Below are 19,773 nucleotides of genomic sequence, written 5' to 3'. Positions count from 1 at the left end.
TCTCCCCTCGCTTTCTGCGCTTATGCTGACCCTCTGAATCCTTCCATCATCCTTTCTGACCCAAGGAGTCCCCATGACCGAATCCCAGAACAAGACCGCCGATCTGATCACCTCCGCCGAGAAAAAAGCTGAAATGGTGCGCTCCGAGGCGGTGGCCGGCCAGCAACTGATCGTGTCGCCCGTGACCCAGGCCACCGCCGACATCGGCGTGATCGGGCTGGCCGTTATGGGCGAGAACCTGATCCTGAACATGGCCTCCAAGGGCTTTACCGTGGCGGCGTTCAACCGCACCACCAGCAAGGTGGACGACTTCGTGACGGGGCGTGCCAAAGGACTGACCATTCTGGGCGCGGACGACCTGCCCACCTTTGTCAGCCTGCTCAAGTCGCCGCGCAAGGTCATGTTGATGGTCAAAGCCGGGCCAGCCGTGGACGCCTTCATCGACATGCTTGCGCCGCTGCTGGACGAGGGCGACATCATCATCGACGGCGGCAACACCCACTTCCCCGACACTGTGCGGCGTGAGAAGGCGCTGGCTGAGAAAAATATTCTGTTCGTGGGTGCGGGCGTTTCCGGCGGCGAGGAAGGCGCGCTGACCGGCCCCAGCATCATGCCGGGCGGGAACGCGGCGGCCTGGCCCGCTTTAAAGCCCATCTTCCAGAAGATCGCCGCGCAGGTGGACGGCCAGCCATGTTGCGACTGGGTGGGGGAGGGCGGCGCGGGCCACTTCGTCAAGATGGTCCACAACGGCATCGAGTACGCCGACATGCAGATGATTGCCGAGGCATACAGCCTCCTGAGCGGCGTGCTGGGCCTGTCTGCCCCTGAAATCGGTGCGATTCTGGAGGACTGGAATAGGGGCGAGCTGGACAGCTACCTGATCGAGATCACCGCCGAGATTTTGAAGAAGACCGATGATGACACGGGCCAGCCGATGGTGGACGTGATTCTGGACACCGCCGGGCAGAAGGGCACGGGCAAGTGGACCTCCGTGACGGCGCTGGACGTGGGCGCGCCCGCCAACACCATTGCCGAAGCCGTGTTTGCCCGCATCCTCAGCTCGCTGAAAGACCAGCGTGTGGAGGCCAGCAAGGTACTGCGCGGCCCCGAGGATGCAGGCGAGAAACCCGATCAGGCCGTCTTCGTGGAACAGGTGCGGCAGGCGCTGTATGCCTCCAAGATCTGCTCGTATGCCCAGGGCTTTCAGATGATGGAACTGGCGGCGGCGGAATACGGCTGGAAGCTGGACTTTGGCAGCATCGCCCAGATGTGGCGCGGCGGTTGCATCATCCGTGCGGCGTTTCTGGACAAGATCAAGGCGGCCTTTGACGGCAGTACTGAATTGCCCAATCTATTGTTGAACGCCTATTTCACCGAGGCTATCGGCACTTCTCAGACGGCGTGGCGGCAGGTGGTGGCGGCGGCGGCGTTGCGTGGAGTCTGGACGCCGGCCTTCTCCAGCTCTCTGGCGTACTACGACGGCTATCGGAGCGAACGCCTCAGCGCCAACATCTTGCAGGCCCAGCGCGACTATTTTGGCGCGCATACCTACGAGCGGGTGGATAAGCCGCGAGGCGAGTTCTTCCACACCAACTGGACCGGGCGCGGCGGCAGTACATCCAGCAGTACTTATAACGCCTGATTGATTTCAGCAAGAACAGAAAGAAGACGTTGTAGCTTGATCCGGCTGCAACGTCTTCTTCTGTTTTTACCTCAATTCAGCAGGGTGCCCCGGATGCCCTGGGCGCAGGCCATGCGGTGCCGGACATCCTGCGCGTCCAGCGTGCCGTGTTCGCGCAGACCTGCCGCCACCACGCCGATCTCGGCCCAGGTGCGGCGTAGCAGGGCGCGGGTCCGGGCGGTCAGGACCAGCAGATATTCGTCCAGCACTTCGCGCTCCTCCGGTTCGGTCAGGGCGGCGTCCAGCAGGGCGTGGGCGTCGCGGCCTCCGGGGATTTGCGGGAGTTTCAGCATTTCGGCGGTCACAGGTGCGGCCAGTGCGGCCATCACCACGTCTTCCATCAGTCCCCGGTTGGCGCGCATGGCCTCTATATCGGGGGCCAGGGCGTAGCGCACCAGCGGGCCATCCGTCACCGAAACCGAGTCGATCCGCAGCGGCGCGCGGCCTGACAACTGTGCCAGCACCGCCTCGGCAGCAGCCAGCGTGGCCATGCTGTGCAGATCGGGAAGGGCGATGTGGGCGGGAAATGGAGTAAGTCTGGGCATAATTCCGAGTCCTCTGGTCAGGATTAAAGCACAGATGGGCGTGGGTGAAAAGGGATGGAGGGGCAAAAGCAGAAGCTCCCACACTGGGGAGCCTCGGCTGGGTTGGCTGGTAGGTTCTGGACGGAGAGTTTACTGCTGGGCGCTGGGCTGCTTGCCCTGGGCGTCGGTGCTGAGGCTGAAGGTCAGGCACTGGGCCGAGCCTGCACTCATGCTGATCTCGATCTGCCCGGCGGTGCAGTTCTGATCGCTGTTGAAGCGGCAGGAGGTGGCGTCGCAACGGCTGACGGTGGTGCTGGCGGAGGTGTTTTCATTCATGCCCATACTTTAAGAGGCCAGCAAATCTCCTTCAGTGTGCTGCTGCGTCATGTAAACAGACCAGAGAGATCAAACAGAGTGGTTTAGTCGGATATGGCAGGAGAGAGGAAAAAGGCGTTGGCAAGAGGTTTCAGAGTCGCGGCCCTCTTTCTTGATGATGGCCGCATAAAGAAGAGGAAACGCCAGGAAGATTAATTTCTCCTGGCCTTTTCTCAAATGAACTTTCGCCTAGCTGTGAACGGCGGCCCCACGCTGACGCTGGCGCAGTTCGCGCGTCTTGAGGGCCTCGGCGGTGAAGAAGGAGCCGATGACTGCGGCCACCGAGCCGATTTGCAGCAGGACGCCTTCCCAGGTGGCGTGCAGGCCCAGCCACAGGCCCAGGTTGGCGGGCAACTCAAACGGCAGCGGATGTACCGGGAGCCAGCCCACCAGTTGCATGGTGTGAACCGTGTTGCCCACCATGACCGCCAGCACCACCGCAATCAGGCCTCCGGTCCAGATCAGCAGTTTTTTCATGGGCAGTTTGGCCTGCCATTTAAAAACCGCCATGCCCACGCCGATGACCAGGGCCAGCCCCACCGCCGTGCCTCCCAGCACCGAGGCCGCGCCTGCCTGAAGCACCAGCGATTGCAGGAACAGGGTGGTCTCGAAGCCCTCTCGGTAGATGCTGGTGAAGCCCAGCACCGCCAGTCCCCACCATTGGGCCTTCAGGACGCTTCCGCCAGTGGTCAGCTCGTGCTTGTGCTTCTGGAAAGAGGCCATGCGGTCCGTCCAGTACACCTGATGGAAAAACCAGTTCATGATCAGCAGCAGCACGCCGATGGCGACGACACTGACCACCGCTTCCAGCTTCTCGCCGTAGCGCCCCAGCAGCGACAGTGCGCCCTGCATGACAAACCACGTTATGGCGGTGGCCCCAAACGCCGCAGCCGCGCCCAGCCACATCGGGCGGCGCAGGTGGCGCACCGAGTCGCGGCGCAGGCTGCCCATCAGCGCGGCCAGAATCAGCACCGCTTCCAGCCCCTCGCGGAAGACGATGATTCCAGCGTTGGTGGCGACGGCGGCGGGCGCAACTTCAGTGCCCAGAATCTTGGCAATGTCCTTCAGGGTGGCCTGAAGTTCGGCGCGGGTGGTTTTGAATTCGCCCGCCGGCGCCTGCTTCTTGATCAGCGCGGCCAGTCCTGCCGGGGCCGTGCCGTTCCACATCAGGTTTTCCAGATGCGCTTTCAGTTCTGGGTTGAAGACGGCGATGCGCGCCTCGGTGCCGCTTTCCAGCAGGGCGTAGGCGTCCAGACGGGCGGTTTCGGCAGCGGCCCATTCTCCCGCTCCGGCAGCGGCCACCACGGCGTCCAGTTGGGTGCGAACCACATCCAGGTCCGCTCCCGCGTCGGCCTTCTGCCAGTCGGCGGGGAAGGCGGATCTGACGTTGCCCAGCAATGTGCTGACCTTCGTTTCGACTTCGGCGGGGATGATGGGCTGGGCTTTCATGGCCTGCGGCGAGAGGCTGGCGTTCAATGAGGCGAAGTCGGCGCTTAGACTACGGGCCGCGTCCTGAGCGGGCAGCAGCGGCGCGATATCGGCCAGCGCGGAGACGGCCCCGCCCAGGAAGGTGCGGGCCTCGTTGACCTCCACCTCCTGCGTGACCACCGCGCGGCCCCCATTCAACTTGACGCTGCCCAGCTTGACGCCACGCGCGTATTCCACTGGCACCAGTGACAGGAAGCGCGTGACCTGCGCGGCACGTGCCGTGACCTCCCGCTCGCTCAGGGGGGCGGCGCGGAAGCCGGAGAGGCTGGCCTGTACGGTGCCGAGCGTTCGAGGTAGCGCGGCAAACTCGCCGTCCAGCTTCGCGGCGGCGGCGTCCCCGTTCTGGGCCACGTAGGCAGGCCGCAGCAACTGGAAATATCCCTGCGCCAGCGCAGCCTGTCCGGCAGCCAGGGTGCGAAAGCCCCGCGCCTGCGAGATTTCCAATTCTCGCAGTGCGTCGTTCATGCGCGCCTGATAGCCGTCCAGCACGTCCGAGCGCATGGCTTTCAGGGCGGCGTCCGGCTTCAGCGTTCCGGCGGCCAGCGCTTCAATCGCCCCGGTGGCGTCGGCATTCAGGCGGGTCAGCGGGCTGGCGACGCGGAATTCGCGGGCGGCCAGCCAGTCGCGGGCGCTGTCGGCATTTCCAGCCTGCACACTGGCTTCCAGACCCAGGTATGCGCCGCGCAGCAGGGCAGTCCAGGCATCAGCTCCGGCACGGTTCAAGGCAATTTCATTCCCTTCTTTTGCGGCAGCGACGGCTTTCTGTAAAGCGGCGCTGACTTCGCGGGCGGCTGCGGGATCGGCTTTCTTCCACTCGCTCTCGACAGTCCCATACGCGCCCTGGGCCTGAGCGACCAGCCTCTCTGCCTCAGCACGGTCAAACGAGACTTCCAGCCCCGCCTCCGCCAGGGAGGAACGCATCTTCTCGGCAGGGGTGGCGAGGTCCGTGGCCCCGGCAAATCCAGCGGACAGGGCCAGCAGCGCGGCGATTCTGAGGCCCAGCATCACTCTACCCGCACGCCCAGCAGCGCCGCCGCCTGGGTGATGCGCCCGGTGATGACGGTGGCGCGGTTCTGGGCCTCGCGCTGAAGCCCCTCGGCCTGTTCGGGGGTGTAGCGGCGGGTCTGTTCGCGGGCCACCAGTTTGTTCACGTACAGCGCCAGCTCGTTGAGGCCCGACTGAATCTGGGTGTCCAGCGCGGCGTTCTTCGCCTTCACGTCGGGACTCAGCCCCCGGTACATGGCCCGCCACGAACTGATATTGCCCACCAGATCGGACATGCGCGAGATCACCACGAAATCCCTGCGGGTGCTTTTGCTGCCGATCACGAACGGGCTGGACTTCCAGTCCTCAAAAAAGACCGGGCCAACCGTGGGGACATTGCCTACCAAAGCCCCGAACACGTCCTCGCGGCTGGGGTTCCAGGCATTGGCGGCCTTCTGAAGCTCCCCGCTCTGTCGGTGTAGCTCGGCGGCGGCGGCCTTCAGCACGTTGGCGTCGGGCAACTGATCGCCGAAATCCATTTTTCCGTTGCCGTTCACGTCGAAGGCCACGCCGCTGCTGTACGCCTTTACGGTGCCCCACAGCGTTCCCTCGCCCACGCCAAACAGGTTGCCGGGCTTCGCGAGGGTCTTGCCGCTGGGCAGCTTGAGGTCAAAGGGCACCACGTCCTCGCCACCGTCCGCCGCACTCGTTCCGGCGTCCAGAATCACGTCAAACTCGCTCAGGGCTTCCACCCCGGCCACGATGCCCTCGATGTCCTCGTAGGCGGGGCTGGCCTTAGTCCATCCGGCGCGGGCCGCTTGCAGTGCGGCGCGGGTCTGGGGGTTTTTCGCCAGTGCCGCGTAATCGAAATCCGCACTTTTCGCCAGCGCGTAATACCCGTCCGCCGCCGCGCTCAGCGCCCGCGTTCCGGCCAGTTGGATGTCCAGTTTGCCGTTCAGATAGGTCTTGACGCCGCTCAGATCGGCGGCACTGGCAGACGTCAGCAGGCCGAGGCCCAGCATGATGATTGCAATTCGCATGGCCGTATAGTGGACTATCCTGAGCAAATAAGTCAAGATTGATTCCAGAAATAGTCTGGAGGTAGTTTTATGTGGATATCAACGCGGGCACAGTATGGCCTCCGTGCCCTGATCGAGATTGGCCGTCAGCCGGGGCAGCCCATCTCGCTCAAGGAAGTGGCGACACGCCAGAGCATCAGCCTGCATTACCTGGAGCAGATCGTCGGGGGGCTGCGCCGGGCCGGCTTCGTGCAGAGCGTGCGTGGGGCCAGGGGCGGCTACCAGCTCGCGCGCCCTGCCGCCGAGATCAACGCTTACGAGGTGGTCACCACCCTGGAGGGCAGCATCGCCCCGGTGCAGTGCGTCGAGGACGATCACACCTGCGCCAGTCAGAACGTCTGCGGAACGCAGGATCTGTGGTTCCGGGTGGACGCCGCCTTGCGCGAGGTGCTGGGCGGCACCACGCTGGCCGACCTGATCGTGGAGGCGCGGGAACAGCAGCACGCTCGCCTGATTCAACTGGCGTAGCAGGGGAGAGGGGTTGGGGTGAAAATTGACCCGCCGGGCAGCGCAGTGGAGGCTACGCTGCCCGACAGGGACAGGCCGGAGTTGTGAGCGACTGAGAGGTCTGATCGGAAATTTAGTCCAAACTAATAATTATATGTGGCGGCCAATCTACCCAGGGAAAAGGCCCAGCCGTTCATCCAGACCTCCTGTAGCTCTTCAGCGCGGCGGGCTTCAGACCCGGATGGTCACGCGGGCCTTGTCGTCTTCCAGATGGATGCTGTCGATAAAGCGCACCACGCGGGTGGCGTAGCCCATGACCAGCGTGTGCGTCCTGGCCCCGCCTGCAAAACGCCGCACCCCGTCCAGAATCTCGCCGTAAGTGATGCCAGTGGCGGAAAAGACCATCTGCGAGCCGGGGGCCAGGTCTGCGGTCTTGTAGATGCGGTTCTCGTCCACGCCCATCGTCTTGAAACGCTCACGCATGGCGTCATCCTCGGCAATGAAACGGCCCTGGATTTCTGCGCCCAGGCATTTGCAGGCCGCCGCGCTTAGCACACCTTCTGGTGCGCCCCCTGAACCCATCAGCGCGTGAACGCCGCTGCCGCGCACGCCCACCGCGATGCCCGCGATCACGTCGCCGTCGCCGATCAGCTTGACGCGCGCCCCGGTGGCCCGCACGCGCCGGATCAGGTCAGCGTGGCGTTCACGGTCCAGAATGGTGATCATCAGGTCGTCCACATCGCGGTTAAGACTCTGGGCCAGCACGTTCAGGTTGGCCTCCACCGGCCATTCCAGATTGACGCGGCCCGCTGCTGGGGGCGGCACGATCAGCTTTTCCATGTAGCAGTCTGGCGCGTGCATCAGGCCGCCGCGTTCGGATAGGGCAATGACGGCCAGACCGTTGGGCAGGCCCTTGGCGGTGACCTCGGTGCCCTCCACCGGGTCCACGGCGATGTCTACCTCGTACTGGCCGCTGCCCACCTGCTCGCCGATGTACAGCATGGGGGCCTCGTCCATCTCGCCCTCACCGATGACCACCGTGCCCCGGATATCCAGCGAGTTCAGCAGTTCGCGCATGGCCTCGGTGCCCGCACCGTCCACCGCGTTCTTGTCGCCTAGGCCCATGAACTTGCTGGCGGCCAGCGCTGCACCCTCGGTCACGCGGGCCGTTTCCAGCACCAGTGCATGCTCGAAGCTCTGGACCGTCCTGGCCTTGGCGGGTGCGGGCCGGGAGGCGGGGGCCTCTGCGGAAGCGGCCTGTTCGGAAGGAGGGACGCTGGGGCTGGCTTTCTCACTGGGCTGCCGTTTAGAGGTCATAAGAGGACGCTAACATGCCCGCCTCCAGTTCAGTCGGCTGGGAGCGGTTCCAGCACGTTATTCATGGTGGTGAGTGGACCGAGTGAAAGAGGTTCATCGAGCGGCCCGATTCTCAATCCCTGTCCACTTCGTCCGGCCAGTCTTCATATTCATTCTGAAACTGAGTGATGGCGTCGTGCATTTTCGAGATCCAGATGCTCGCCTGTTGCGCGGCCTCCGTACAGGTCAGCCGCCCTTCCAGCACCTCTAGAACAAAAGGCTGAAGCCGCTCCGCCTCGTGCGCTTCCTGTAACTGTTGCTCCGAGAAGCATTGGCTTCGTCGTGATTGCTCGTCTATTTCAGCACACCCACCCACACCAGCAGCCCCCATAGGACCACCGGAATCGCCAGCGAGGCGACGATCAGTTTGAGAAGCCGCCACCAGTCGTTCAGGAACTCGCGCATGGGCCAAGGCTAGCAGGGCCGCCGCAGACCATCTGTTCCAGAGCATCCGTTGCTGCCGGGACAGGGGCCAAAAAAGGGAAAAAGGGGAGAGGCCGCGCGGTCTGGCCTCTCCCCTGGTCTCCCAGCCTCTCCTTTTAACTGCTTCCCACTAACTACTTCCGATGGCCCCGCCCTCTGGCTTGATCGCCACCTTGGGCCGCGCGGCCAGCATCCACAGCAGGGCCAGCACCAGCACCGTTCCGCTCAGCAGGTACGGTGCGCCGTGGCTGACGCTCTGGTACAGGCCAGTGCCGATCAGGGGTCCAGTCATGCGGCCCAGCGCCAGCGCGCTGCTGTTCAGGCCTGCCACCGCGCCCTGCTGGTTGGCCGGAACGCTCAGGCTCAGGGACGCGCTCAGGGTGGGCGACAGGATCGCGCTGCCGATACCGATGACGGCCAGGGCGGCGGTGATCGGCCAGTAGGTACGCATCTGCGGCAGCAGGAACATCCCCAGGGCCATGACGGCCAGCCCCACCCAGATCAGCACCGTGGGCTGGATGCGCTTGCTCAGCGGGCGGATCGCGCCGCCCTGCACGAGTGCGGCCACGATGCCGAAGACCGCCAGCATGCCGCCCACCGTGCGGGCCGTATCTGCGTTGCTTAGCTTGAGGGTGTCTTCCACGTAAAAGCCGATGGTCTGCTCCATGCCCACGCTTGCCAGGGTCGACAGCGCGCTGATCGCCAGAAACAGCGGAATGGCACCACGTGTCAGCAGGGCGCGGCGGTCCCCCTTGCCCATCGGCACTGAGTCGGCGCGGCGTGTTTCGGGAAGGACTTTGAAGGCGACGGCGGCGGTGACCAGTCCCAGCGCGGCGGAGAAGTAGATGGGCGTGGTCAGACTGACGGTACTCAGCAGGCCACCCAGCGCGGGGCCAAAGACCACGCCCAGGCCGAAGGCCGCGCCGATCAGGCCCAGGCTGGCGGCGCGGTCCTTTTCACTGCTCAGGTCCGCCATCATGGCCTGTGCGGTGGGCAGGGTGGCACTGCTCAAGATGCCGCCGATCACGCGTGAGGCCAGCAGCAGGCCAAACAGCACGCCGCCCGCCAGCGCACCCTGCAAGCCCAGATGCGCGAAGTAGCCGAACAGCCCGAAGCTGATCGAGAAGCCGATCAGGCCCATAATCAGCACTGGTTTGCGGCCCACCCGCTCGCTGCGCGATCCCCACATCGGGGAGAACACGAACTGCATCAGGCTGTAGACCGTGGAAAACCAGCCCACCTGCGTCTCGCTCAGGCCCAGTTGGCGGCCCAGCGGGGCCAGAATCGGGAACAGCACGCTGAGACCCAGCATGGCGATAAAAATAGTGAAGAAGAGAATGACCTTGGTGCTGACCGCAGGCTTGCCGCTGGCGGTGGGCGGGGGAGAGGCGGGTTGGCTCATTCCCAAAGTTTACACCTCGACTGACCGGTAAGTAAGGAATGAGGGTTAAGGAATTGGACTCGGAGCAAAGTTATCCTTAACTGACGTGCTGATGAACGAACTCTGGAGGATCGGTGCCTGTCAGCCCACGCAGCAAAGGCGTATCATATTTGCCGGGTCAGCCCCATGTCTAGTTCAGTTGTCACCCGCCGCCATGCCGATGCAGTGCGTCTTTTTGTTGCCGGAAAGCGGCGGCAGTTGAGCTTGAAGGCAACTGGGTTTAAACTGACCCTCTACCACAATCCACCATTGTTGGAAGCGGTTCCCATACCGCCAAGATCAAGGAGCGCATATGAAAAAAGCACTGACCATCCTGTCCCTCGCCCTGCTGGGCCAAGCCAGCGCCGCCAACATCACCGTCTGGACTCACTTCGGGGGTGCGGAACTCGACTGGCTCAAGCAGCAGGCCGCCACCTTCGACAAGAAGGGCAACAAGACCACCATTGTCAGCGTGCCCTTTGACCAGATTCCTGACAAGCTGATCCAGAGTGCCCCCAAGGGCCAGGGACCCGACGTGATCGTGACCCTGCCGCAGGACCGCCTGGGCCAGCTCGCGGCGGCGGGCGTCATCGAGCCGATGGACAAGTACATCACCAGCAAGACCGACTTCGACAAGACCGGTCTGAACGCCATGACCTACCAGGGCAAGCTGTTCGCCATCCCCATGTTCGCCGAGGCTGTGGCGCTGGTCTACAACAAGAAACTGGTTCCCAAGGCCCCCACCACCTGGGCCGACTTCCTGAAGATCGCGCAGGCCAACACTGGCAACGGTAAGTTCGGCTTCCTGACGGACCTGTCCAACGCCTACCAGAACTACGGCGTGATCAGCGCTTTTGGCGGCTATGTGTTCAAGAACACGGCTGGCACGCTGAACACCAAGGACATCGGTCTGTCGAATGCCGGTGCCGACAAGGCCAGCGGCTTCCTGAACGATCTTCGCTACAAGTACAACTTGGTCCCTGAAGGCGTGTCCGGCGATGTCGCCAAGGGCGCGTTCACCGACGGACGCCTGGCAATGTACCTGACCGGACCCTGGGACATGGGCGACATTAAGAAGGCGGGCATTGACTACGGCATCACCACCTTCCCCACGCCTCCCGGCGCGAGCGGCAAGTGGAGTCCCTTCGTGGGTGTGCAGGGCACCATGATCAACGCCTACAGCAAAAACAAGGTGGCGGCGGCCCAGTTTGCCAAGCAGATCAGCTCCAGCGACGCGCAGTATGCCTTCAACAAGGCCGGCGGGCGCATCCCGGTCAGCCTGAGCGCACGTACCCGCCTCAAGAGTGACCCGGTGGTGGCAGGTTTCGGCAAGGCCATCAGCGCCGGAACCCCCATGCCCAACGTCCCGGCGATGGGCGCGGTGTGGGCACCCTGGAGCGCCGCGATTGCCCAGAGCGTCCAGAAGCCCAACCCGGATTACAGCCAGATTCTGGACAAGGCTGTGCAGGAAATCCAGGGCAACATCAAGTAATCAGCTTCAGGTAAGTCATTTTGAGTGTCGAGGCGGACGGGTGAAGGTGGCCCGTCCGTTTTTTTGCCGTATCGGTTGCGCCACTTTGTTCATCCAATCACCATCTGGCTTTTCCGGCGTGAAATCGCCCTATGATTTGCCCTGACACATTAAAAGCCTCATTCAAAGGAGACGGCGCATCCCCATGACCGCGATTCCACACCCCCCCCGTTTTGGTGCCCGCTCCACTGTCCCCCCCGAAGGAACGCGCGGCGTGCTGATTGCCGTCCTGATCCTGGCCGTCATGCTGGGCGGAGCCGTGCTGATCGGCTGGCTGCTGAGCGGCCTGACCGCCCGCGTTTACCCCGAAGCGCCGCCCTACATGATCCTGATCTACGGCGTGGCCGCGCTGCTGCTGATGCTGCCGATCGTGCTGCGGCTGTTTCCGTGGATGGTGAGCTGGTATTACCTGTTTCCGGCACTGGTCTTTCTGGCGGCCTTTACCATCCTGCCCATCGTGCTGACGGTCAATTACGCCTTTACCAACTACAACGCGGTCAACAGCGGCAACCCCGACTCGGCGCTGCGGACCACCGCCACCATCAGCGCGGATAAGCGGGTGGTCACGCTGGGCGAGACGCCGCAGTCCGACAGCGTGCAGCAGTACCTGCGCTGCGAGACCCCGAACTGCACGGGCGCGACGCTGGTGCTGTTCGACGATCAGGCGTCGGTGCCGTACAAGGCCAGGATTGCCAGTGTGGACGGCCTGCAAATTACGCTGGCCGCGCCGTTTACCACTGATATCGAGGTCGCGCGGGCCACCCGCCTGAACGCTATCAGTTACATCGGGCTGGCCAACTTCCGCGAGATCTTCGCCAAGGCCAGCCGCGCACTGGTCCCGGTGTTCATCTGGACAGTGGTGTTCGCCTTTTCTACCGTGACCATCAACGCCATCGCGGGGCTAGTGCTGGGCATCCTGCTGTACAACAAGAACCTCAAGGGCCGCAATGTGTACCGCACGCTGCTGTTCCTGCCGTGGGCCATTCCCGCCGTGATCAGCGTGCAGATGTGGGTGGCGCTGCTGAACCAGCAGTTCGGGATCGTGAACAAGGGGCTGGGGCTGCTGGGGCTGGCCGCCGTGCCGTGGCTGAACGATCCGCTGTGGGCCAAGGTCAGCGTGCTGGTGGTCAACTTGTGGCTGGGCTTCCCGTACATGATGACCGCCACCATCAGCGCCCTCAGCACCATCAACGAGGACCTGTATGAGGCCGCCAGCATTGACGGGGCCAGCCGCCTGCAACAGATTTCCAACATCACACTGCCGCTGCTGAAGAACAGCTTCACGCCCATTTTGCTGTCGGGCTTCGCCTTCAACTTCAACAACTTCGGCATCATCTACCTGCTCACGCAGGGCGGGCCAGACCAGCAGGGCCGTGAGGCCACCGCGCGCAGCACCGACATTCTGCTGTCGTGGGGCTATAACACGGCCTTTTCCTCCAGCGGCCAGTCCAACTATTCGCTGGCCAGCGCCATTGCGCTGATCATCTTCTTCCTCACGCTGGCGATTTCGCTGGTGAACTTCAAGGCCGCAGGCGTCTTTGAGGAGGCCCGCAAGTGACCGCCATCCCTACCCAGGACGCCGCCCCCGAAGTCTACGTTCACCGCGAACCGGGTCTGCTCAGAAAGGCGCTGCCGTGGCTGGTGGTGGCCGCGCTGGTTCTGGCGGTGGGCGTGCTGGCCTATTACCTGAACAAGAGTATGGTGGGCCGCCAGAAGAGCTTTACCATCTACTTTGTGGAGCGCGGCTGGGTGCGCTTCCTGTTGTTTCTGCTGGCAGCCAGCGGCGTGCTGGCCCTGACCAGTCTGCTGGGCCAGCGCATCGGCATGGCGCGCACTGGGCGCAAGATCACCTACAGCGCCGTGCTGGGCGTGCAGCTCACGCACCTGTTTTTAATGCTGGTGGTGTTGGTGGCGATCTATCCGCTGTTCTACGTGCTGATCGCCGCCTTCGATCCGCGCAACAGCCTGTTCGCCTTCCCGGACTTCAGTAACCCCAACATCCTGTACAAGACCGGGTTGCTGCCGCGCCTGGAAGTGCTGAGCTACGAGAACTTCCAGAAGCTATTCGAGGGCGTGGCGATTCCACTGTGGCAACTGGCCCTGGCCGGGATTTCTGGTGCGGCGCTGACCGCCCTGGGCATCATGGCGATCATTGGGCGCACGGGCCGCGAAAGCGAGGGCCTGAACCAGACCCGCACCTGGATCCTGCGCATCCTGATGGTGGCGGTGGCCGTGCTGGTGATCTTCATGGGACCGGCGCAGTTCGGAGGCAGCACCAACGAGAGCAAGTTCCTGCTGTCGGTGAGGAACACGCTGCTGGTGTCGGGCATCACGGGCATCCTGGCGATTCTGCTGTCCACCACAGCGGGGTACGCGATTGCCCGTCTGCGCTTTCCGGGCCGCTTCCAGACGCTGCTGTTCTTCATCTTTATTCAGATGTTCCCGGTCTTCCTGGCGCTGGTGGCCGTCTATACCCTGATGGTCCTGCTGGGCCTGAGCAACACCTTCACGGGCCTGATCCTGGCCTACAGCGGCGGCGCAATCGCCTTCAATACCTGGATTTTCAAGGGCTATGTGGAAAGCCTGCCCGAATCGTTGGAGGAAGCGGCAATGGTGGACGGCGCGACGCGCTGGCAGACTTTTATCAAGGTGGTCATTCCGCTGTCGGGCGGCATTCTGGTCTTCATCTTCCTGAACCAGTTCATCGGCACCTATGCCGAATTTATCCTGGCAAATATCCTGCTGACCGGAGTGGAGAAGTGGACGGTGGGGATCATGTTGCTGTCGTTCACGCAGGGCCAGTTCAGCACCAAATGGGGCGTGTTCGCCGCCGCCGCGACGCTGGGTGCGCTGCCCATCGTGGCGCTGTTCTACGGCTTCCAGGGTTACTTCGTGGGCGGCACAGTTTCGGGCGGGGTCAAGGAATAGCGCCGACGCTGGATTGCGGAGGCGCTGGTCACGCGCCCCCTCACCCCCGCCGCAGTCGTGGCGTCCCTTCCCCTCTGTGGGAAAGGGTATAGAAAGAGAAAGGCCCCCGCGTGAATGGCGGGGGCTTTCCTTTTGCTGAAAGTCTTTAGCTCTGCGCGTCCGGGTCCGGCATGCTGTCGGTCACTGCCTGATCCACGCCCGTCTCGAAGCGCTTGAAGTTCGCGCGGAACATGCGGGCCAGTTTCCTGGCAGTCTCGTCGTAGGCGGCCCTGTCGGTCCAGGCGTCGCGTGGATTCAGGACCTCGCGGGGTACGCCCGGCACCTGGCTGGGAATCTCTAGATTGAAGAACGGCTCGCGCTCGAACTCCACGCCGTCCAGTTCGCCGCCCAGGGCCGCGTGGATCAGGGCGCGGGTGTGGCCGATGCTCATGCGCTTGCCCTGGCCGTACATGCCGCCGCTCCAGCCCGTGTTGACCAGCCACACGGTTGCGCCGCTGTCCTGGACCTTTTCGGCCAGCAGACGGGCGTACTCGCCGGGGTGGCGCGGCATGAACGGTGCGCCGAAGCACGCGCTGAAGGTGGGGCCGGGTTCGGTGACGCCTTCTTCGGTGCCGGGAATCTTGGCGGTGAAGCCGCTGATGAACTGGTACATGGTCTGTTCGGGAGACAGACGGCTTAGTGGTGGCAACACCCCGAACGCGTCGGCAGTCAGGAAGATGATGTTTTTGGGATGGCCCGCGATGCTGCCCGGCTGGATGTTGTCGATCTGCTCGATGGGGTAGGCGCTGCGGGTGTTCTCGGTCAGGCTGTCGTCGTCCAGATCAGGCGTGCCGTCCGCTTTCAGTACCACGTTTTCCAGCACGGTGCCGTAGGTCTGGGTGGTGCGGTAGATGTCGGGTTCGGCCTGCGGGTTCAGGCGAATGACCTTGGCGTAACAGCCGCCCTCGAAGTTAAAGACGCCTGTATCAGTCCAGCCGTGTTCGTCGTCGCCGATCAGCTTGCGGCTGGGGTCTGCGCTCAGGGTGGTCTTGCCCGTGCCGCTCAGGCCGAAGAACAGCGCGACGTCCCCGCCCTCGCCCACATTGGCCGAACAGTGCATGGGCATCACGCCGCGCGCGGGCAGCAGGAAATTCATGACGCTGAAGATGCCCTTCTTGTTCTCGCCTGCGTACTGCGTGCCACCCGCAATGATCATCTTTTTGCCGAAGTTGACCAGAATGAAGGTCCCAGTCCGCACGCCGTCCACCGCTGGATCGGCCTTGAAGCTGGGAATGTTCAGCACGGTCCAGTCGGCTTCAAAGTCCGCCAGCTCCTCCGGCGTGGGCCGCACGAACATGTTGTGGACGAATAGCGAGTGATACGCCATCTCGGTGACCATCCGCACGGCGATGCGCTGGGTCTTGTCGGTCCCGGCGAACACCTGCTGGACAAACAGTTCCCGCTCGTCGGCGTACTTCGTCATCTTCTTCAGCAGCCCATCGAAGATGTCCTGGCCGATGGGGCGGTTAAAGCCCTCCCACCACACGGCGTCGCGCGTCTGATCGTCCTCGACGATAAAACGGTCCTTGGGGCTGCGTCCAGTCTTATCCGTGTGAACCGTCAGTGGGCCGGTGGCGGCTTTCACGCCCTCGCCCAGCCGGATGGCCTGCGCATATAGCTCATCGACGCCGGGATTGAGGTGGATGGTGGCATTCTCGATGCCCAGATCGGTCAGTGGGTGGTTGGCGGTCAGGCTCATGGGGATCAGCTCCTTGAGAGGGGAAGAAACCGCGTCGGCATTCGGGTCAGGAAGGTGCGGTTGAATTGGTGTATGGACGGACACCCTAATTGTGGCCTATGAAGCGGTTCCAACCCAACCTTTTGGGTGTTACGGTGCAGGAAACAACAGGGCGAGGCGTCCAGTCCAGATAGACGCTCTTGGCTGACAACGGTGGTCAGCAAAAAAATAGGGCGCGGGAGATGTTCTCCGCTGCGCCCCGTTTGACCTTCAGGTGGTTTCCAGATCAGTTCGTCTTGTGCTGGGAATCCTTGTCGGCCTTGGCGTCGGGTTTGCTGGCCGCGCCCGTGTCAGCGGGCTTGCCAGACTGTTCTTCTGCCTGGGTCCGGGCGGCAGCGGGTGAACCGGGGGCCACCGAAGCGCCTGCCGCCCCACCTGTCGTCGCGCCCTGCGTCGTTGCTGCTGCGCCGGGTGCTGGCGTCGCTGCCGGTGCCTCGATCTGGTCCAGCCATGCCGAGCCGATCAGGTTGCGGGCGTCGCGGCTGAATTTATGCAGGCTGCGGGCGGCGTCGGGGCTGACCGATCCCACCGCGTCCAGAATGGCTTTGCGCGCGGCAGGTACGCGGGCCAGCACGACAGCGCCGCCGCCCACCAGCAGTAACGCCGTGATGCCCACGCTCAGGCCACCATTACCGCTGCTGCCACTCTTGCGGGCCAGTTTCGCCTGCTTTTCCAGCAGTTTGAGTTCCTTGCCCAGTTCCTTTTGCAGCGGCGCGATCTTCTTCGTCACAGCCTTTTCCAGCTTCTTGACATTCCAGTTCTTCCTGCCAGCGCGCAGTTCTTTCTCGGCCTGACGGCGGGCGCGGCCCATGGCCTTCTCGGCGGTGCGGCGGCGGTTTTCCAGCGTGTCGCCCGTGTCACTCAGGGTGTCGCCCAGCCAGCCCTGCAAGTTGCCGAGCAGCCCCACGCCTGTGTCCTGCACACTGCTCAGCAGGCCCAGGCCGCTGTCCTGCACATCATCTAACGTACTGGTGGCGGTCTTGCGCGCCGATTTCAGGGCCTTCTGTGCCTGATGGCCGCGCTGATCGGCCACCTTGCGCGCTTCCTTTTCCAAGCTGGCGGCCCGTTTCTGCATTTCCTTCTGTGCCTCTGCGGCCCGCTTCTGGGTCTCTGCCGAAAGCTCTGCGGCGCGGTCCTGGGCCACGGCGGCGAGTTGGCTGCCGCGTTTCTGGGCGGTTTCCGCCAGCTCACTGCCCCGCTGTTGCGCGACTTCGGCCAGCTCACCGCCGCGTTTCTGTGCCGTCTCGGCCAGATCGGACGCCCTGTCCTGTACCGTGGCAGCCAGCCCTGCCGCCGTTTCGCGGGCAGTGTCCAGCCACGCCTGGGCCTGTGGTGCACCGTCTTCCTTCCAAGTATCCAGCGCCACCGCCCCACGTTTGGCCGCCTCGTGGGCCAGATGCTGCGCCGACTTCTGCGCCTCGTGGGAGAGTGCCTGCGCGGTGTGCTGCGCCTGTGCGGCGGCGTCGGCTAGCGCGGGCTTCACGGTGTCTTCCAGCGTGTCCTGAGCGTCGCTCCAGGCGTGGCGGGTGCCGCCCACCACGGAACGGCGAATGTCTTTATTCAGGGCCAGCGCGGCCAGCCCGCCCAGCAGCAGCAGGCTGCGTTTGCTGACGCCGCCGGTGGAATCGTGTTTCATGGACATGGTGAACTCCTTTGCGCCCGCCGCCACCTTGAAGGGGCACGGGCAATGCCGTCATTGTGCCGCGTGAGGTGAGAGGCAACGTGGGGGAAATGTAACGGAAGATTCATGCTTGGTGAGGAAACGCCTGGCGACAGCTTTATCCAGCCAATTTTGGGTGGAGGCTGATGCTGGCCCGCCTCACACTCGGGAACATGGGGGTCGGGAGGCTCTAAACTACCCGGCGTGACCCGCAAGGCCCGCGCCCCCCGCGCAGAGAAAACTGCCACCCTCCCCAGACCGTCTGCGTCGGCTCCGGCTGATCCGTCTCCGGTCGGTCCGGCATTGGCCCGGCTGGAAGTTCGCAACCTCGCCACCATCCGCGAACTGGAGCTGGATTTCGCCGATGGCTTGAGCGTTTTTACCGGCGAGACCGGAGCGGGCAAGAGCATCATCGTGGATGCGCTGGGGTTACTGCTGGGTTCGCGGGCCAACACGGACCTGATCCGCACAGGTGAGAGCGATCTGCTGGTGACGGGCTTCTGGAACGAGGAATCTGCTGAAAGCAGCGCCGATCAGACCAGCACTGATCAAAGCAGTGCCAGCCGCCGTCTCGCGGCCCAGGGACGCGGCGTGGCCCGGCTGGACGGTGAGGTGGTCAGCGTGCGCGAGTTGCAGGAGTGGGCGCAGACCCGCCTGACGATTCACTGGCAGCACAGCGCCGTTAGCCTGCTGGGTCCAGCCAATCAGCGCGCACTGCTAGACCGTGGCCTGCCCGATCAGACGGCGGCCTACACCCATGCCTACCGCGAGTGGCAGGAGGCCCGCGCCCGGCTGGAGCGCCTGCGGACCGGGGAGCGCGAACGCGCCCGGCAACTGGACCTGCTGACCTTCCAGTCCCGTGAAATTGCCGAGGTGGCCCCGCTGCCCGGCGAGGAAGAACCCTTGCAGGCCGAGCTGAACCGCCTTGCCAACCTGGAAACCATCGCCCAGAGCGCGGCGGGGGCGCTGACCCTGATCTCGGACGGCGAGGAAAACGCGCTGGGCTTTCTGGGTGAGGCGGTGCGTGCCCTGAACGCCAGCGCCCGTTACGACGACGCCAGCGCAGCGTTGCAACAGGAACTCCGCGCGGCCCTGGACAGCCTCCAGGCCGTTTCCGGCGAACTGCGGGCGGTGGCCGAGGACGGCGCGGCTGACCCCGAGCAACTGGCCCGCGTGGAGGGCCGTCTGGGCGCACTGGGTAAATTGCGGACCAAGTACGGCCCCACGCTAGATGACGTGCTGGAATTTCAGGCCGGGGTGGAGGAGGAACTGGCTGCCCTGACCCGCGACGAACAGGCCGCCGGAACCCTGGACGCCGATGTGGAGGCCCTGTTCTCCGAGGTCCGCCGCTCTGGGACTGTGCTGGATAGTGCCCGCCAGAAACGCGCCGCGCCGCTGGCCGCCGAACTGCTGGCCGTGATCCGCGAACTGGGGATGCCGCACGCCCGGCTGGAATTCCGCCTCTCCCCGCTGTCCGAACCCGCCCTGTACGGCCCCAGCGACGTGACCATCCAGTTCACTGCCAACCCCGGCGAGGATCTGGCCCCGCTGTCCGACGTGGCGTCCGGCGGCGAGTTGTCGCGCGTGATGCTGGCGATCAGCACGGTGCTGGGCGCGGACACCCCCGCCGTGGTCTTTGACGAGGTGGACGCCGGAATCGGCGGCGGCGCTGCGCTGGCGGTGGCCGAGCAGTTGCATCGTCTGGCCCGCAGCCGTCAGGTGATGGTGGTCACGCATCTGGCGCAGATCGCCGCCCGCGCGGACCATCATTTCAAGGTGGAAAAAGCCGTGGAAGAGGGCCGCACGGTTAGCCGGGTGCGTCCGCTCTCGCCCGACGAACGCCTAGAAGAAATCGCCCGCATGCTGGGCGGCAATACCTCTGAAGCCGCGCTGGGGCATGCGCGGGAGCTGATGGAAGGAAAAGAGGTCAAACCATCTGACCGTCTGAAGGTCTAACGGCAAGAGCAAAACGGCAGGCGGCTTTCGCTCCTGTCTTTGAGCAGTTTGACCGTTTGACTGTTAGACAGCCCCTGTTCCAGATGTGCGTTTGCCCAAGACCGCGTTCAGGGTGCCATCAGCCCGGCTGCCTAAGCTGAGAGC

General features: G+C 63.9%; 14 protein-coding genes. 6 read left to right on the top strand and 8 right to left on the bottom strand.

All coding sequences use genetic code 11. From position 1 onward, the window contains the following. The first annotated feature begins 226 nt into the window (after positions 1-226). Positions 227-1,642, top strand: a complete 1,416-nt coding sequence (gene gnd, locus DAAJ005_RS11380) for a decarboxylating NADP(+)-dependent phosphogluconate dehydrogenase (RefSeq protein ID WP_370519824.1) — start codon at positions 227-229, stop codon at positions 1,640-1,642. Positions 1,643-1,713: 71 nt separating this feature from the next. Here the strand turns inward: gnd and DAAJ005_RS11375 are convergent, their stop codons facing one another. The 4 genes from DAAJ005_RS11375 to DAAJ005_RS11360 all read right to left on the bottom strand — a co-directional run bounded on the left by DAAJ005_RS11375 (position 1,714) and on the right by DAAJ005_RS11360 (position 6,092). Beyond that, on the bottom strand, positions 1,714-2,226 hold the full coding sequence (locus tag DAAJ005_RS11375) for a hypothetical protein (RefSeq protein WP_151847202.1): 513 nt from the start codon (positions 2,224-2,226) through the stop codon (positions 1,714-1,716). Positions 2,227-2,355: 129 nt separating this feature from the next. Beyond that, entirely contained in the window at positions 2,356-2,541 is a 186-nt protein-coding gene (locus tag DAAJ005_RS11370; RefSeq protein ID WP_151847201.1) for a DUF1540 domain-containing protein, read from the bottom strand. 228 nt (positions 2,542-2,769) lie between these two features. Then, positions 2,770-5,073 (bottom strand): FTR1 family protein, encoded by a 2,304-nt coding sequence (locus DAAJ005_RS11365; protein ID WP_226342394.1) that lies wholly within the window; start codon positions 5,071-5,073, stop codon positions 2,770-2,772. Further along, on the bottom strand, positions 5,073-6,092 hold the full coding sequence (locus DAAJ005_RS11360) for an imelysin family protein (RefSeq protein WP_151847200.1): 1,020 nt from the start codon (positions 6,090-6,092) through the stop codon (positions 5,073-5,075). Before DAAJ005_RS11360 ends, DAAJ005_RS11365 begins: the two co-directional genes overlap by 1 nt. A gap of 69 nt (positions 6,093-6,161) precedes the next feature. Here DAAJ005_RS11360 and DAAJ005_RS11355 point away from each other — a divergent pair, with 69 nt between their 5' ends. Continuing rightward, positions 6,162-6,599, top strand: coding sequence for an Rrf2 family transcriptional regulator (locus DAAJ005_RS11355; RefSeq protein ID WP_151847199.1), 438 nt, complete (start codon positions 6,162-6,164; stop codon positions 6,597-6,599). Positions 6,600-6,809: 210 nt separating this feature from the next. Here DAAJ005_RS11355 and glpX read toward each other — a convergent pair whose 3' ends face one another. Then, entirely contained in the window at positions 6,810-7,895 is a 1,086-nt protein-coding gene (glpX, locus tag DAAJ005_RS11350; RefSeq protein ID WP_226342393.1) for a class II fructose-bisphosphatase, read from the bottom strand. A gap of 592 nt (positions 7,896-8,487) precedes the next feature. Further along, positions 8,488-9,759 (bottom strand): MFS transporter, encoded by a 1,272-nt coding sequence (locus tag DAAJ005_RS11340; protein ID WP_151847197.1) that lies wholly within the window; start codon positions 9,757-9,759, stop codon positions 8,488-8,490. A 331-nt stretch (positions 9,760-10,090) separates the two neighbouring features. On the opposite strand from DAAJ005_RS11340, the gene DAAJ005_RS11335 reads away from it, so the two are divergent. From DAAJ005_RS11335 to DAAJ005_RS11325, 3 genes are all read left to right on the top strand, one after another. Continuing rightward, a complete protein-coding gene (locus tag DAAJ005_RS11335; RefSeq protein ID WP_151847196.1) occupies positions 10,091-11,269 on the top strand; it encodes a maltose ABC transporter substrate-binding protein in 1,179 nt (392 codons plus the stop codon). A gap of 184 nt (positions 11,270-11,453) precedes the next feature. Then, positions 11,454-12,866 carry an ABC transporter permease subunit gene (locus DAAJ005_RS11330; RefSeq protein WP_151847195.1) on the top strand — a complete coding sequence of 471 codons (1,413 nt, stop codon included), beginning with the start codon at positions 11,454-11,456 and terminating at the stop codon, positions 12,864-12,866. Next, complete coding sequence (locus DAAJ005_RS11325) at positions 12,863-14,236, top strand: sugar ABC transporter permease (protein ID WP_151847194.1); 1,374 nt, start codon at positions 12,863-12,865, stop codon at positions 14,234-14,236. Before DAAJ005_RS11330 ends, DAAJ005_RS11325 begins: the two co-directional genes overlap by 4 nt. Positions 14,237-14,381: 145 nt before the next feature. Here the strand turns inward: DAAJ005_RS11325 and pckA are convergent, their stop codons facing one another. Together pckA and DAAJ005_RS11315 are read right to left on the bottom strand one after the other, a co-directional pair. Further along, positions 14,382-15,974: a phosphoenolpyruvate carboxykinase (ATP) gene (pckA, locus tag DAAJ005_RS11320; RefSeq protein WP_151847193.1), complete on the bottom strand. Its 1,593-nt coding sequence runs from the start codon at positions 15,972-15,974 to the stop codon at positions 14,382-14,384. Positions 15,975-16,239: 265 nt separating this feature from the next. Next, the gene (locus DAAJ005_RS11315) at positions 16,240-17,655 is read right to left on the bottom strand and encodes an alginate biosynthesis protein AlgP (RefSeq protein ID WP_151847192.1); all 1,416 of its coding nucleotides are present in this window, start codon (positions 17,653-17,655) and stop codon (positions 16,240-16,242) included. A gap of 222 nt (positions 17,656-17,877) precedes the next feature. Here DAAJ005_RS11315 and recN point away from each other — a divergent pair, with 222 nt between their 5' ends. Continuing rightward, positions 17,878-19,629 (top strand): DNA repair protein RecN, encoded by a 1,752-nt coding sequence (gene recN / locus DAAJ005_RS11310; RefSeq protein ID WP_151847191.1) that lies wholly within the window; start codon positions 17,878-17,880, stop codon positions 19,627-19,629. Positions 19,630-19,773 lie beyond the last annotated feature (144 nt).

It is taken from the genome of Deinococcus sp. AJ005, from assembly GCF_009017495.1.
Taxonomy (GTDB): Bacteria; Deinococcota; Deinococci; order Deinococcales; family Deinococcaceae; genus Deinococcus.
The sequence above is the reverse complement of the archived record's forward strand: the minus strand, read 5'-3'. Positions and strand labels throughout refer to the sequence as shown.